8 protein-coding genes are annotated in these 16,968 nt (G+C 55.7%); 3 read left to right on the top strand and 5 right to left on the bottom strand.

The features are described 5' to 3' along the window. Positions 1-254 precede the first annotated feature (254 nt). The 5 genes from ACX80O_RS07645 to thiL all read right to left on the bottom strand — a co-directional run bounded on the left by ACX80O_RS07645 (position 255) and on the right by thiL (position 9,758). Positions 255-1,784 (bottom strand): S-layer homology domain-containing protein, encoded by a 1,530-nt coding sequence (locus ACX80O_RS07645; protein WP_459333058.1) that lies wholly within the window; start codon positions 1,782-1,784, stop codon positions 255-257. A gap of 249 nt (positions 1,785-2,033) precedes the next feature. After that, entirely contained in the window at positions 2,034-4,253 is a 2,220-nt protein-coding gene (locus ACX80O_RS07640; RefSeq protein ID WP_459333057.1) for an ATP-dependent DNA helicase RecG, read from the bottom strand. Next, positions 4,246-5,202 (bottom strand): DAK2 domain-containing protein, encoded by a 957-nt coding sequence (locus ACX80O_RS07635; protein ID WP_459333062.1) that lies wholly within the window; start codon positions 5,200-5,202, stop codon positions 4,246-4,248. The genes ACX80O_RS07640 and ACX80O_RS07635 overlap by 8 nt, the downstream gene beginning before the upstream one ends. 215 nt (positions 5,203-5,417) lie before the next feature. Continuing rightward, the gene (locus ACX80O_RS07630; protein ID WP_459333056.1) at positions 5,418-8,585 is read right to left on the bottom strand and encodes an S-layer homology domain-containing protein; all 3,168 of its coding nucleotides are present in this window, start codon (positions 8,583-8,585) and stop codon (positions 5,418-5,420) included. A gap of 180 nt (positions 8,586-8,765) precedes the next feature. After that, positions 8,766-9,758 (bottom strand): thiamine-phosphate kinase, encoded by a 993-nt coding sequence (thiL, locus tag ACX80O_RS07625; RefSeq protein ID WP_459306675.1) that lies wholly within the window; start codon positions 9,756-9,758, stop codon positions 8,766-8,768. A 443-nt stretch (positions 9,759-10,201) separates the two neighbouring features. On the opposite strand from thiL, the gene wecB reads away from it, so the two are divergent. The 3 genes from wecB to ACX80O_RS07610 all read left to right on the top strand — a co-directional run bounded on the left by wecB (position 10,202) and on the right by ACX80O_RS07610 (position 16,658). Next, on the top strand, positions 10,202-11,407 hold the full coding sequence (wecB, locus tag ACX80O_RS07620; RefSeq protein WP_459306677.1) for a non-hydrolyzing UDP-N-acetylglucosamine 2-epimerase: 1,206 nt from the start codon (positions 10,202-10,204) through the stop codon (positions 11,405-11,407). A gap of 186 nt (positions 11,408-11,593) precedes the next feature. Beyond that, positions 11,594-12,190, top strand: coding sequence for a hypothetical protein (locus ACX80O_RS07615; RefSeq protein ID WP_459306679.1), 597 nt, complete (start codon positions 11,594-11,596; stop codon positions 12,188-12,190). A gap of 4 nt (positions 12,191-12,194) precedes the next feature. Next, positions 12,195-16,658, top strand: a complete 4,464-nt coding sequence (locus ACX80O_RS07610) for a glycosyltransferase family protein (RefSeq protein WP_459333055.1) — start codon at positions 12,195-12,197, stop codon at positions 16,656-16,658. Positions 16,659-16,968 lie beyond the last annotated feature (310 nt).

Here is a 16,968-nt window from a genome sequence, read left to right as displayed (position 1 = left end):
AGCTCCATGTTCAACCACGCCAAATACCGAGGAGTATCAGTCGGCCGCTCGAACTGGGTGATTGCCATACACCAATTCTATCGAACACACCTTCGAACAAACCAGTAAAAAGACCAATGTGCAGGAGCAGTCCGACTGCTCCTCCACAGCTCTCAAGCACCGGCTGTCCCTTCGATCCAGCGAAGTGGTCAAGGTGAGCGATGACGAGATGCTGGCGGCGTGGAACTCTTTGCTCACTCTCCTGGTGAAGCGTGTTACCTATCCAGTGATGAAGCAAGAGGGTTGAGCCTGAACAAGAAAGCGGCCATCGCATCTCGATTCACTGGCTGAACGGGGCGAAATGTTCCATCCGGCCAACCTGTCGTGACCCCTGATGAGGACATAAAGGCCATTTCCGGGTAGAACTGATCGGTCTTCTTCACATCGGTGTAGGGACTAGTTGCCGGCGGCGCGAAGTTCGCATGATCGACCGTCCGAAACATGAAGGCTGCCATCGCGTCTCGATTCACCGGTGTGAGCGGGCGAAAGGTGCGATCGGGCCAGCCTTCGGCTATTCCCATGCTTACCAGCCAGGTGATCTCTTTATAGAACTTGTCAGTCGTTCGCAGGTCTATAAACGGCGACGCTGACGGCGGAGTGAAATCAGGCGATCCGTGGAACCGATAGAGGAATGCCGCCATAGCATCCCGGCGGACTGGTTCCAGTGGGCGGTACGTGCCGTCGTCGTGGCCGGTGGTGATGCCGGCGTTGGCAAGCCATCGGATTTCACGATCGAACTGCATTCGGCTGTTGACGTCCCTGAAGGTCACGTTCCGCTCGTCAGCGATAGAGAGGACTGTGATCCGTTTATCGGCAGAGCTATCTTGGGCAACATATATTCTCTTGCCGTCAGGACTAAGTGCGATGTCCCCTGGGTAATTGGTGTGAGCTGGAAGAAGTGTATGCGAGCAGATCAACGCGTTGGTAGTGAGATCGATGACGCTCACACGGTTCTGTGTCACGTCTGAAACGTAGGCGCGATCCTCCGATTCACTCAGCAGAAGATTGCCAGTTTCAAGATAAAAACTGGATTCGATAGACCGGGTTACCGTGTTCACGATGACACTTCGCTGATTATAGTTATTGACTACATAAAGGGATTTGCCATCCTTGGTGAGGGTGAGGCTTCTCACTGGCCCTCCCACTGGGATGTCATCGATGATCGAACCTGATTTGAGGTCGACTACGAAAACGGAGTCCCACCGAACATCACCGACATAGGCCAATGAGCTTGTCGGATCGATCTCTATATCCCGGAAGTTGCCATAGATATTATCGTCGTATATCCACTCATCGATTACCGTATCGGTGAGCGCGTCGACCACGGTTATTGAATGGTTGCGGCCCGTAATATAGACCCTTGACTCATCGGGGCTGAAGGCGATTGCCGTGAGCGAAAGTTTCGGAATGGACGTCGTCATCGTGTTGGTTGCCGCATCGAAGACCTGGACAGTGCCGGTATTGGTCGCCAAGTATCCTTTCGTCCCGGCCGGATTCATATGTACCTTGCCCGCGTAGGGGTAATGCCCGGGTACTTGCATCGCTGCGACTTCTTCGAGGGTCTCAGAATCCAGAACGGAGATGACCCCGCTCCCAGGATCACCAAGGTTCGTGAGCGAAACATAGACTCGCGACCCGTCGGGGCTGACCGTGACAGCACCAGGATCGCCGTCGGGAATCACAACATCCATGAGCGGCGCCACCCGCGGCGAACCGCAACCACTCACCGTGGTCGGAATAGACACCGCGGGATTAGACCCAGTTGTATCGGTCCCACGAGCGGGAACGCCAACGGCGGTAAGGAGAAGAACAGTGCCTACAAGCGCTGCAATGCCACGAGAAGCCGAGTGAACCAATGTGTGACCCCCACCGAAGAATCGCCACCACCGGCACAACCGGACGGGGCGACGATGAGACCGATTTCGAGCTTTTGTTCAGACCATACAGGCATCCCGCCAGTAAAACAGCTGAATTTAGAATCTTGTCCGATTTATCTAGCCTCGCTCCAAATACGCTTCCTTCACGGGATCCAAATAGATTTCCAACGCCTCAGCCAGCTCCGGATGATCAACCAGATCCAGATCGTCCGCCACAATCTGCTGCGCATCCTCGCGCGCCCGCTCGATAATTTTCGCATCCTGAATCACCCGCAAAAAGTGCAACGACGACCGTCCACCAGACTGCGACGCCCCAAGAATGTTGCCTTCACGCCTCAGCTCGAGATCCTTCTGCGACAGCTCGAACCCGTCGGTGGTCGACGCAACCGCTGCCAACCTCTCCCTACTGGGATGATCCGGTTCCAACTGCGTCACCAACAGACAAGTCCCCGGATGCCCGCCACGACCCACCCGGCCCCGCAGCTGATGCAACTGCGAGATACCGAACCGATCCGCGTCCATGATCACCATCATCGTGGCATTGGCAACATCCACACCAACCTCAATCACTGTGGTGGATACCAACAGCTGCACACTTCCGTCGTTGAACCGTGCCATCGTGGCGGTCTTCTCGGCGGGATCCAGCCGCCCATGCAACAACCCGATCGACACACCCGCAAGAACAGGTAACTCCTGAAGAGTCTCGAACAGTTCACTCACCGAGGTGAGCTCCTGCTGCGCCGACCGGGGCGCCGACACCGTCTCCGGCGAGTAGAGCTCCAGTGCCGTCGAATCCTCTTCCTGGTCGCCGATCTTGGGACACACCACATACACCTGGCGGCCGGCGTCAATCTCCTCACGCGCCCGCGCCCAAATCCGCTGAATCCACCCCGGATTCTCGGTCAAACCCACCTCATGGGTGGTGATCGGCGCCCTACCCGCCGGCAACTCGGTCAACGTCGACACGTCGAGATCGCCAAACACCGTCATGGCAACGGTTCGGGGAATCGGCGTCGCTGTCATCACCAGCACGTGCGGCGAGTTGGTCGCCTTGGATCGCAGCACATCCCGCTGCTCGACGCCGAACCGATGCTGCTCGTCGACCACGATGAGCCCCAGATCGAAAAAGCTCACATTGTCCGACAACAGCGCATGCGTGCCGATTACAATGCCGGCTTCCCCCGTCGCCGCATCAAGCATTGCCTGCTTGCGTTGCCCAGTGCTCATGGAACCCGTCAGCAGCACCACCTTGGTGCCATCGGCTGCACCGCCCAGCATCCCGCCCATCGCGAGCGGTCCCAGGGTTCGGGTGATCGACTGCAAATGTTGAGCAGCCAACACCTCAGTGGGTGCCAACAGCGCAGCCTGTCCACCGGAATCGATCACCTGCAGCATCCCCCGCAACGCTACCAACGTCTTTCCCGAGCCCACCTCGCCCTGCAACAGCCGATGCATCGGACGGGACGCAGCCAGCTCATCGGCCAGCGTCTCCCCCACTGTCTTTTGTCCATCGGTCAGAGTGAAGGGCAACTGCGAGTCGAACTGTTCCAGCAGGCCGCCTGGCAGTAGCGGACGCGACGTCGCCTCCTCCTGCGCGGTCAGCGCCCGACGTCGGGCCAGTGCGGTCTGGAGTACGAGCGCCTCCTGGTAGCGCAACCGGTGTTTGGCACGGTAGGTATCTTCGAGGACGTGCGGCCTGTGGATCAGTTCATAGGCTTGAGTGACGTTCATCAGCTTGTCGCGGCGAGAGATTTCAGGCGGCACCGGATCATTGAGTTGGGAATGCACCAGACTATCGAGCAGCGACCCGACAGCCTTCTGGATCTCTTTGCTTTCCACCTTCGCCGCCGCCGGGTACACCGGTATGGGCTCTTCGAGGAGCGCCGGATCCACCATCTCGTCCTCGTCCAGCAGGGAGTACCCGGGGTTGGTGAGCGTCAATCGCCCTTTATACGCGGTGACCTTGCCATAAAACATGGCGTGCGCGCCGGGGACCAGGTCCCGGTGAGCATTGTGCCCGTTGAAAAACGTGAGGCTAAGACTCCCCAGGCGTCCGCCGTCGTCGTCGGTAATGATCACCTCGCACAGGAAACCCTTGCGAGTCTGCATTTTCCTCTTGTTGGCGGACTGCACCCGGGCGATCAGGGTAACGTCCTCGCCCAGCGGAACGCTGCTGACAGGAGTCAGCTCGCCGCGCTTGAAATAGGCGCGCGGGACATGGTTGAGGAGATGGCCAATGGTATGAAGGTTGAGGTGTTCCGCAAAGCGCTTGGCCGCCCTGGGCCCGATCAGCCCGTCAAGGGGGACGTTGAGTTCCGTCGTGTTGTTATTATCCACTGGCCTCTTGGGCTTCGCTGAGCTGTGGTGAGCGTGGTGATGCCAGCTGGGTCACTGACACGTTGGTCGGATGGCCGGCTTCCTGGATGAGTTTCAACGCCGGTTCGGGAGTGGGCACGTGGACGTGGACACGCCAGCGGTAGCCTTCGGCGACCTCGGTGACGGCGCTCATGATGACCGAATCGCCGAGCTCGTCCAGGTGGAGCCGTAGGGTTGCGGCGTCGAGGGGGCTGAGGTTGATGGTGCACATGACTTCGACACCCTCGGCGTCGCCGCCGTTGTGGATGTGGGGTGCCTGGATGTCGTACCCGTGGAGTCCGTCGAGAAGCTCGTCCTGCAACTCTTCCCCGAGGGACGCTGCACGGAGCGCATCAAGGATGAGCAGGAAGCCCACTCCCCCGGCATCTACGACCTTCGCCTTGGTGAGAACGCCGAGTTGGCTTTCGGTCTGGATCACGGCTTCCAGGGCGGCTTCGACGGCGGCCTGGAGGGTAACGGCGAGGGCATGGTTGCTGTCATCGCCGTTCTGGGCGCTGTCGGCCATGGCCGCGCCGCGGGCTGTTGCCTCGAGCACTGACAACATGGTCCCGGGGACGGGGTCGCTGAGTGCTGACCAGCTGCGGATCTGGGCTCGCTGCAATGCCGTGGCGAGGAGGGGGCCCGAGAGGCGGGTGTGATGGTGCAGCGGTTCGGCCACTGCTGCGAGGAACACGGCGAAGAGGGTGCCGGAATTGCCGCGTGCGTCTTCCATGGCGGCCTGGCCGGCGATGTTGAGGAGGACGCCAAGGTCGGTGGTGTCGGCCGCGGAGGCCGCCTGGGAGGCGGCACAGACGGTGAGGTACAGGTTGGTGCCGGTATCGCCGTCGGCCACCGGGAAGATGTTGATGGCGTTGAGCCGGTCGCTGTGGTTGCCCAGGGACTCTTCGGCCTTGCTCAACCATCGCTTCAACGCAGCTGCGTTAGCGGTGATCTTTGTCTGCAAAGTGATCCCATCCCACGTTGGCGGGTGACTGCGGCGCTGCGGTCACGCCGGGCAATCCGGCACATACCGAGCCTACCGCAGTGCGCTCTTTAGGGAGAGTAGCGAGCGACGGAATGGTGGCGAATCGAAAACAATCCTTTCCCCGGCCACCATTCCGCAGCAGCTGGCCAGCGGCTTTAGGCCTACTTTGCCGTAGCAGTCAGATTCAGGCTGGACACGTTGACCATAGTCAATTTGATCACCGTGAGTACCTTCCCGTCGGGTCCTTTGCCTGGCGCGGTCACTGCGGTCAGCTTCGATCCGGACGGAACCCCGCCGAAACTAATTGCGATCTGCTGCCCATTCTTCTTCAAGATTGCGATATTGCGGCTGGTGTCGAGCGTGACGGCCGCGTCGGTCACCCATTGCCAGGTCAGCGCCTTACCAGAACTTGCTTTTACGACATCGGTGATCACCATGCTGGTGGAGTTGTGCGTCACTGTTCGGATTGCCGATGAAGTCCCGGGCAAGGCCTGGAGCATATCTACCGATGCCGACGACGAAGACAGTAGCTTCGTAGCGCCCTTCGCACCAATCGGCTGATTTGCCTGACCCAACAACAGGGTGGAGTGCGCTGAAGTGCCTGGCTTCCAGAAATCAAAGCGGGTGTCTGCGCTGTAGTAACCGGTCGGATTGTTCAGCTCGGTCCCTGGATCGATAGACCACTGGACCCCCTTCCGGAAGAATGACACCGCACCCAGGTCAAGATGAGAATGAGCCGTGGTGTTCTCTCCGCCCTTCAACGTTGCCGTACCAGCTGCTGGACCGCTTGGAAGGTGGAGGGCAGCGAACCCGGTCTTTGGATACACTGACGACTTCTTCGCCGGAAGCTGGCCTGGCTGGGCCCACCACCACATCAATTGCGAGTCCGGCTTAGCCTGCAACTCTTTCCATACCCATGCGGCTACCCCAGCGTCTTTGGTAATGAAAGAAACCCAGCCGGGCATGAGAGGGCTCAGAGCATTCGGCAATGCATCCGCGAACGGCGTCGGCAACCCGTCGGATCCCGTGCTATTCATCGCGTAGTCTGCGGTCTTGACCAGTGAGGGCATCGCTATTGGGCTGGTTGAGTAAACGTTCGGAAGCGTTGAATACAAGGTGGCGAAGGCTCGGCTTTCATAAGTCCAGTACCCGGGCCCCTCCTGGGTTCCGCCGTCAGCGGTAACCATTGCGAGAGCGGGTTGGATGGAGATGAGTGACTCCTTAGCCAGGGCGGCTGCCTGCACAGGTGACTTTTCCAGGTAAACCGCAGCCGCGACGAAGGTAGCCGTGTTGTGGATCGCCGCGATATTCGTTGCTGCATCAACGAAGTTTTCCCGGTCGGCTTGCAGACAGGTCTGTGGACCGAGCCAGCGCACCAACACTGTTTCTTCCATTCCTGCAACCGGTGCCCAGTCGTTCGCTGTACCCGCTGCCATCAGAAGATGCGAAGCTGTCAACGTGTTCATCGACTCCGGGCCACTTTCGAGGATCCGTCTGGTATCTGAGCGCAACGCATCACGCGATTTGGTGTCGCCCGCTTGTAGCCAGCCATATCCGAGCCGCGAAACTCGTGTCGAGAGGCTACTGCGCAACTGATCGATGGTGAGCACGTCTGCGGCTTGGTTGGCTGCTCCCCGGATCATTTGTCCATGGATCGCCTCTATGGCGGGATCGGATTGTGCCCGCGAGTTAGCATTCGTGATCATTTGATTGGTGGTGACTACTCCTGGACCGCTGGAGGGCAGCTTTGGAGCGAACTTCGATTCAGCTACTGGGAGGGCGCACCCACCAAAGAAACCCACCCACCCTGAAGCCGCTGGAATAGTGCCGGTGCGGCCTTCGAGCTCGTCGCGCCAACCCGGCGACTGCAGTTTAGCCGCGGAAACGACCTTCCCGATGGCGTCCCGCTGGGCAGCGCCGTCTGCGGCCAGGAGGGTGGTGAATGCCTCAGCCCGGACTTTTGTTGTCTGGTAAACAGACGCGGTAATTCGGCCAGCCTTCAGATCAGCCAGTGTCGTCCCCGCAACCCCTTGCTGGACCGCCCGAAGATCCTTGAGGATCTTCAGTTGTGATGCGCTGGTCTTGACGGTCGCAGCTCGCAGGCTTTCCGTATCGACTGCCTGTGCGGCCGCTGTCATAGCGGCCTGCGTGGTCGCCGCGGTTACCAAGACGCCTGCCTTATCCAGGCTCGCGCTACCGTTCGCTACCGCGTTCTTGACAATTAGGCCGTCGGCGCGGGCCAAAGCAGAAATGAACGGTCGAGAATCGACATACAGGATTTTCGCGGCCGCGATTTTATCCCGCAGAGCGGTCCTTTGATTGCTGAGGCTCGGGCCCCCTGCCGTAGCTTCACCTGGCGTCGTGACTGTTGCTTTGGCTGCAATGGAGAATCGCCCCTGCTGGTCATGGGCAAAATAGGAGTAGGAGTACGTCGTCGATGCTTGGAGCCCAGTGTTGGTCACGGTAGTTTTGGGAACCGGAACATCGCTGACGGCTGTTCCGTCAGTAGCGGAGGCCGGCGCGACGGTGCCCGTAGCCCGCCGGATCATCACGCCGGTGTAGACGCTCGACGTAGGATTGGTCCATCGGAGGGTCACGCTGGTGGGCGTTCCGGCGTAAGCCGACACCCCGGAAACCGAGGGAACTGGGGTGTCCGCGACAGCCGGGCTGCCGGCGTAGCGATACATGAACGCAGCCATCGCATCACGATTCACCGGCTGGACCGGTCGGAAGGTCTTGTCGGCGTAACCCGTTGAAATTCCTTTGGAGGCCAGCCAGCTGATCTCCTTATAGAACTGCGTCTGGGAAGTAACGTCGCTAAACGGCGACGCCGCTGGCGGAGTGTAGGCCGGTTTGCCTGCAAGGCGGTACATGAAAGCTGCCATCGCATCGCGGTTCACCGGCTGTACAGGTCGAAATGTTTTGTCGGCGTATCCCGTTGAAATTCCTTTGGATGCCAGCCAGCTGATCTCTTTATAGAACTGCGTTTGGGAAGTAACGTCGCTAAACGGCGACGCCGCTGGCGGAGTGTAGGCCGGTTTGCCTGCAAGGCGGTACATAAAGGCCGCCATCGCGTCACGATTCACCGGCTGAATTGGGCGAAAAGAGCCGTCCGAGTAGCCAGTTGAGATTGCCTCGGTTGCGAGCCAACCGATCTCATCATAAAACTGGTTATCGCTGCTGACGTCGAAGAAGGGGTCTGACGCAGTTGGTGCGACGTTCTCCAGCGGGAGGACGGCATTCGCCGACCCGACTGCGAGGAATGGCACCACCAAGAGGAATGCAGTTGTTGTAGCTACCAGACGACGAGCATGAGTGAAGAAAGACAAAAGGCTGACCTCCGCATAAGCCAGCCCCAACGACCGACACCATGGATAGATTCCCGGTTATCCTGAAGTTACCCGTAGTTTCAGCCATAAGTTGGTTCATTCGTCAAAAATGACCCAAAGCTGATTCAAACCTGCGCATGCAGAGCAGCACCTGACGATTGACCTCAACAGGTTCGCGTGTCAGCCTGCAAAGTGATCCCACCCACCGGTGGCCCTATCTCTGGAACCTACAGTGACGCTCGGGGCACCTTCGACGACCCTCCCTATGGCATGAAAGCTTTCCGGTACATCGCATCGTGAAGGGAAGGTTGCAAGGAGCCCATAATCCTCTCCCCCTGAAAGCACCCACTCCAACGGATCCATCTGCAGCAGTGTTGAAGCCTCTCGCAACGGCGCTGCCAGCCGCGTAGCGGCGTCGAGGCTAAGGCTGATGGCCACAGAACTAGCTGCAGCAATTCGCCCTGCATCCTTGATTAGCCCATCCGAAAGATCCAGCATCGAGCTGGCCCCGGCTAGTGCTGCGGCGGGTCCAGCAGCTAAAGGTGGCCGGGGGCGGCGCTGCGCGTCGACGAGTTGGAGAAGGCCGGGCGATAGAAAAGTCGATTCGAAGTTTGATTCCATCAGAGACAATCCGGCTGCCGCCCGCCCCACGGTTCCGGCTAAAGTGACGACGTCGCCAGGCCTAGCGCCGGACCTCAGAACCGGGTCGCGCGTTTCGAGCGTCCCAGTCACGGCAATCGCGACCGCTAAGTCACGTCCTCCACTTAAATCTCCCCCTACAACCCCACAACCGTCAGCGCCAAGTTGCCGAATCGCAGCAGTCATACCATCGGCGAGGTCCTCCACCCACTTCACTTCAGTCTGGCTTGGCAATGTCAGGCTGACGACAAGGGATGTAGCTCTAGCCCCCATAGCGCTAATGTCGCTCAGATTTTGCGCTGCGGCCTTCCACCCCACGTCGAAACCGGAAGTCACGTGCCCGTTTGCGCGAACCAACCTAAAGTCCAAATTCTCTACGATCGTATCTATGGAAATTACCACCCGCCCATCCGCCGCCTCTAAAACGGCTGCGTCGTCCCCCGGTCCGACGACGGCAGCTTCGGCGGGTGGTAGGCGAGGAAAAATACGTGCCAACAAGCCTGACTCGCTGAGATCAGCAACTGTGAGATTCATACTTCAAAACTACCTGTCATAACTTCAGCCGGTAGGTTAGGTACAGCGCCTTCAGTTGAAACAAGGTCTGCGCCAAACAATCGCACCAAGTACTGCGCGAACTATAGTAGAGGCGGCGTTCGTCATCTGCGCCTGGCGTATTGGAGGTAAAGCGTGAGTGCTTCAACCGACCCCGGCCTCCCGGCCGCGCGCCATTTGGGACCTGACCGAACTCCCAACCAACACATGGACCGCAGCCAGCGGGCAAACTCCGCGACTCGATCCACGTCTTCAATGACCCTCCGTTCGCGGTCATTGAGTCACCGCCGAAAGAGATTAATCGCCGTTGTTTTAGCCGCCACAGTGGCAATAACCGTTCCGGTACTCATCACGGCGCTCCTTCTGCTGAGCTAGGCTGTTACCGAACCAATCTCACAGAATCAGGGGAAAACTTGCCTGTCATCATGCCAATATATGGAACCCGGCCGGAAGCCATCAAAATGGCGCCAATTGTCAAGGCACTGGATGAATCTGAGCTTTTTGACTGTGTAGTGACTGTCACAGGCCAGCATCGAGCGATGTTGGATCAAGTGAACGAGCTATTCGGCATAAGCCCCGACCATGATCTGAACATCATCCAGCAGAGGCAGACCCTCACTTCGATCATGACCAAGACGATCGATGGTCTTGATCAATTGTTCGCAAAGTCAAAGCCTGATGCCGTAATAGTTCAGGGAGACACGACCACATCTACGGCGGCAGCTATTGCCGCTTTCTACCACGGCATACCCGTCGTGCATGTCGAGGCAGGTCTCCGTTCCGGTAACCTTTTCTCCCCGTTCCCCGAGGAGGCGAACCGGAAGATTACTTCCCAGATTGCAAGCTTGCATTTGGCGCCCACCTCGACCAGTCGCGAAAACCTGTTAGCAGAAAACATTCCGATTACGGACATCGTCGTCACCGGCAATACCGTGATCGATGCCCTCCTTGAAACCGTCAAGAAACAGGTTCCCTTCGCTGACCCCCAACTGGAAAAGGTAGCTCTGTCCGGCCGGAACATCCTGCTGGTCACCACACATCGCCGTGAGAATCAGGGTGAAGCCATGAGGGGTGTTGGACGTGCGATAGCCCGCATTGCTGAGTCCGAGCCCGGATTGGTGATTGTACTCCCAGTTCACAAGAACCCTGCAGTAAGAGAGGCGGTCCTTCCTGCTTTGGAGGGCAAGTCCAATGTGGTTGTGACGGAACCCTTGGCCTACGGCGAATTCACCCGGCTACTCTCCCTGGCGCACATCGTGTTGACCGACTCCGGCGGAGTCCAGGAAGAGGCTCCAAGCCTGGGGAAACCCGTCCTAGTGATGAGGGAAAACACCGAGAGGCCTGAAGCCGTAGACGCGGGAACCGTCCGTCTCATAGGGACCGACGAGGATCGAATCGTATTCGAGGTCTTGAGACTTCTGAACGACGCCAATGCGTTTAGCGAAATGGCCAATGCGGTGAACCCTTATGGGGATGGCCGAGCTGCAGAACGATCCGTGGCCGCCATCGCTCAGCTATTTGACTGCGGTACGAGGATAAGCGAGTTCTCACAATCGCCAGAGGCAGACGATCCGGAAACGGCGCTCAGCCCAGATAGCCCCAAGCAACAGGTCAGAAAGGCAACAACCTGAACTGGACGTGTCCGAATGCCTCGGTCTGCGCGTCACTGAACCGCAGAAACAGGCGTCCAGTCATGCCCTTCTCGGCTCAACCGCCGGGCCAGCTGGGGATCCCCTAGACTTATTGGGGGATTGTACGCCTAAAGAACTAGGGGATCCGTTCCGGCTAATTCTAGTGTCGGGGATAAGGAAGGCTAGATGAAAACTAACGACCGAACGATCGACCCCGATCTCGACCTTGGTGCCATCACATCACTGCTCGCATCTAGGGGACGATCTTCCACCCCCCCTCCACCAAACCAAGGCGACCTAAAGCTAAAAGATATGCTCGCCATAGATTACCACTGCCATAATACATTTCATCCGAAGTTGCGGGTAGCTGCGATTGTGCACGATCTATTTCTCGACGAACTTCAAACCTACTATTTGGTCCTGCCACTTTTCCCATCGACTCTGGTGGAATCGATCGACGCCGGTCAGCCTAATCTGATAATAATTCACCGATCCGCGTTTGCTGATGGACCTTGGTTTGGAAGCGAAACTAGCGCCGGGGGCACAATGATCGATGAATTAAGGCGGATTCTTCCCTGGAGTAGAAAAAAGAACGTACCCGTCGTTTTTGTAGAAAATGGGCAAGAAGAGCAAACGTACACACAAAGTATCCGTAATATTGGTACAGTGATTTTCCCTTCTGAAGAGTTCTTTGACGTACTCCCAGAGAGCCCTCGAAGACGAAAAATATACGAACTGGCTCAACAATTCGGGCGCCATAAGCAAGAATATGACGGAGAATAAATCAATGGGAAAGACGCAGTTTATCTATTGCGCTGACGAATCCGTTTCACCGGATATGTTAGACGGGGTAGGCTCCCAAATCATAGGAATACTCGCGACTTCGGGTCAGCCGGTACTAGTAATGGCTCCAGGCCATTTCAATCGAGACTCCCAAAATAAAATCCTCGAAACGTTTTCCAATGTCGCTTTTTGGGAGACAAAAAACACTACTATGGGAGCTAAAGAATTAGCCTGGAAAGTTTTTTTAGAAGCCGAAAAATTCGAAGAACCAATCGTAGTCTCCCAAGGATTATCTCTTTCTATATCATTTTCTGGGAACGATAAAGTTTCCAAGCGCATGTGGGGCATTCTCTCAAATCAGGACGTCGAACTGCACACTAAATCGACCAAAAAGGTCAGACCGTCTTTTGAAAGAGCCTTGACGGTAGCGAGACAGATAATAGTTCATAATACCGAAGCAAGAAAAGCATTGCAGCTCAGGTTCCCCGGCTTATCGTCGAAGATCGCTCTGGTCGAACCCTCTTACGAGCTTTCTTCTAACCCCGCCTACGTCTCATCAAATCGACAGTTCGACATGACAATTAAACAACTTATCATGATGGAGACCGCAAACCATCGAGTAGTGGTCTATGCTGATGCCGACCTTCGTCTGTTGACTGACTCGACCGAAGGTTTGATCCGATTCGTCCGTAGCATCGCCTCTGAAAATCAGTTTGTTATCTTGGTCCTTCCCGTGGCGACCATGCACGAAGATCTCAGGAGATCAATTGCAGATTGTGGCAACCTACATGCTGTTTATCCATCGGTTAGAAGTCACCAAAACTTAGATGGGTTTTTACTGCCGCGATATGCAGCCTGGCACTTGTCTGTTCTAGCTGATACTTTCGACGCATCAGCCGTTTTAACTGACCTATCCACCACTTCATTTGCTTTGGCAAACACCTCCTTGCTTGATCGTCTGTATCCGGTATTCGGGTATATGGCTTTAGAGGAAATGACTCAGGCAAAATCGGCAATAGAGCCTATAGTGGAAAAATGTCGCAGGTTAGTTTTTCCGAATGAAGAAGCTCGATCCACGTTTGAGTCCCATTTCCCCGCCGCTACATCCAAAACACTAATACTCCCCCACGCCATGACTGCTCATGAAAATAGTAATGGGGAAAATGCTAACGCAGCCGTTCAATTAGCTAATGAACTGGGTCGACTGATCTCAAATCACCCGCTTAAATCAACAAATGGCGAATCCATAAAACTACTTTTTGTTGGGCATGATTTTAAATTTGCCGGTGAGTTGTTCGAGCTTTTGGCGAATCGTCGAGAAATATTGTTAAGAGTCGACCACTGGGAAAAACAAAACATCCACAACGAGGCAGTTAGTGCACGGCTAAACCTATGGGCAGACGTAATTTTCTGTGAATTTGCTTCCCATAATGCTGTACGATACTCCTGGGCAAAACAGCCAGGCCAATCCCTGATCGTGAGGTTTCACGGTTATGAACTGCACTCAGACTGGATTCGTGATATCAACATTGGAAACATTGATATGGTCATTTTCGTCTCTGAGTTTTATCGTCAAATGGTTGTCGAAAAACTCAATTGGCCTATAGAAAAAACAATGGTAATTCCCAACATGGTGGATGTTTCCGACTTCAATCGGACCAAACTCACAGATTCTCGTTTCCATTTAGGCATCGCCGGTATAGTACCGATTCTGAAAAGGCCCGATCGCGCTCTAGATCTGCTGGAAAACCTACTTCAGCAGGACAACCGATACACCTTACATGTGCGCGGCCGGGTCCCGTGGGACTATGGCTGGATGTGGAAGGAAGATTATGTTCGCGACGCGTACGAAGCGTTTTATGAACGTCTAGCGTTCAACCCTGATCTTCGCCGGCGGGTTGCCTTCGAATCATTTGCTCCCGATATGGGTAGATGGTTTCGCAAAATCGGATGGGTGCTCTCGCCCAGCACGCGGGAGACCTTCCATCTCGCTCCGGTGGAGGGCATGGCATCGGGTGCGGTGCCCGTTGTCTGGAATCGTGATGGAGCCGGTGAAATATTCGAGGCAGACTGGATCCACGATTCAACCGAGCGTGCTGCTGAATACATCCAAAAAGTCAATGCCGACTCTCAGTCATATAGTGAAGCCTCGGAACGGGCCACTTCAAGCGCAGGTAAATATGACTTGGGCGAAGTTGGAAAGGTATGGCTTCAGTTACTCGGGACCGTACCTTCTTCCCAGAGTTTTAGACCACCAGTATCCATCACCTCTCAGCAGTTGGAGGACTCGTTTGCCAAGAGCCCAACCCCGGCGCATCTGGGGCGATGGCTCACAGTCCTACTCCGAGACGGCGATGAAGCCCAGATCGACGAGATACTCGAGACCCATTCCGATCTGGTAGGCGCTTTGCCCAGCTATTTGTCGATTGGCATCCACTCGAGGATTGCGAGGAAGGCCATCGTCGACGGAGAATTGTCGGTACCATCCCGGTCCAGGGGGGCTGCCTACTTGGCCGCCCACGGGGTCTCCCTCTACGTGGTGAGTCCCACGGTGACGGAAAAGCTCCAGAATGAAGATGCCAACGTTCGTCTCATCAGTACAACCGCCCCGTCATTCTTGGGCAATGGATATGACCTAGGAGTTTCATCACGTAGCGTTACTCTTATTGGCAATCTCCAATATACACTGATGCCTCTCAAAAACGTATTAGCACTTAGAATAGACAAGTTTATTATCGCTAGCGCCGATGCGATCGTGCGAGAGGCAAGGGTTCATCGACCGGAATATATACGATCACAACGAGATTATTGGGTTGCTTTACCAGCAATTATCGCTGCTAGGAGACTTGGGATCCCGTTTCTATGTGATGCAGCCCCCTGCTTCCCAGATCACAGCGATACGTACATTGACAAGTACGTGGTAGAAAATTCAGACCATATAGAGAACGGAGCAGCCTTTCCTGCCCAGGTTCAAAAAATGACGGACACTCATCTTCAATACCTGAAGGATACAGAAGATCGTGAATTGCGTGACCTCCGGGTCGGCCTAATTGCAGACGAATTTACGGCACGCACGGTCTCACAATCTTTCAACACTGTGCCACTGTCCCGGGCCAGTGGATATGTTGAGGTAGCCATTGGCAATCTGGACGTCATATTCGTAGAGTCTGCCTGGGAGGGTCCGAATAATGAGTGGCGTCGCGGGGTGGCGTACTACGCGGGTCATGATCATGACTTAGAAAAAATACTGGCAGTCGCTCAAATGCGAAATATTCCCGTGATATTTTGGAATAAAGAGGATCCGGTTCACTTTAAAGCTTTTTCCCATACCGCTGCGAATATCGCACATGTTTTTACGACTGATGGAGATATGGTCGGCAACTATCTCGCTCAAGAAGATTCCAAGACCCTAACGGCGTCTTCGATTTCGTTTTATGCAGAACCACTTCTGCATAACCCTCTCCCTTCCGAAAGAGCCTACGAACACACAGTTTCCTACGCGGGGACCTATTATGGGCCTAGGTTTGCAGACCGATCAGAAGAACTTGATCGAATTTTCGAGGCGGCCAAGCCGTTTGGGCTAACAATTTATGATCGTCAGGTTAATGTTCCTAATTCACCCTACCGTTTTCCGGATGGTTTGTCCGCTTACGTCAAGCCAGGCGTGCCTTATGATGAAGTTCTAAAAGTTTACAAAGCCCATCCTGTAAGTATTAACGTCAATTCGGCATCCGACTCGCCCACCATGTTTTCCAGACGTATTGTGGAGGTTGCAGCCAGTGGAGGCCTAGTTCTCAGTGGAAAAGGTCGAGGAATAAACGAGCAAATTCCAGGTATCATCGCTACCGATTCCACCGAAAAGTGGACTGAGCTGCTCGGGCAATGGATGAACGACGAACAAGCCCGTCTAGCAGCTGTCTGGAAGCAGTTACGTGCGGTCACCCGCGCTCACCTCGCCGAGCATGCGTTAACGCTTATGATGCGTACCGCGGGACTCCCGATTAAGGCACCCTCCTTACAAAACTATTCTATTGTTACCCCAAATCTCAATTTGGACATTATCAGCAGCATAATTCTCCAAACCTGGAGACCGACAACCGTGTACGCTTTGAAAGCTGACACTGAGGCGATCATGAAGGCATCGCGTAACGGTATCGAAACGGTCGTAGTCCCAGGTTACGATTCGCTAAGTGGCGTAGTTACCACAAAGTGGATTGCGGAGTTCGATAGTTCGCTACCCGAAACTCACTACGAGGACCTTCTGCATGCGGCACGGTTTGGCCACTGGCACCATATAGTCTCAGAAACGCACACCAGTCCCCAGCGAGGCGAACCATTAGTCAGAATAGGCCCGAATACGCATGCGCGGTTTGGGGTTCTTGATGTTGGCTTGCTGGAGTCGGCGGACGACTTCAATAGCTTGCCTTCGGTCGCCGGCGTCCAAACCCTGACGTGGCGCGTACCCTGAATAGGGCGATGATCATACCTCTTAGGCTTGGCGCCAAGCGGTGGTGGCAATATTGTGGTCAAACCGGACCGCAGAAAACCATTCAGCTATCGATCCGTGACGGGACTGACAACGGGAGCTCAACAACTAGGAAGGTAAGGACCAACGCAGGCGCACCACCGACACGATGTGGCTGAACCGAAAGCTACTGCTGCAAAGCGCCAAACGGCTTTCGCTCCGGGGCGGACGTGCCTCGAGAGGGCCTTAGCTAGTGGCGATCCCGCCGCCGGGCTACAAGACGACTGGAAGTAAAGGACTAACTTTGACCGTT

Source organism: Arthrobacter glycogeni (assembly GCF_054511155.1).
The sequence above is the reverse complement of the archived record's forward strand: the minus strand, read 5'-3'. Positions and strand labels throughout refer to the sequence as shown.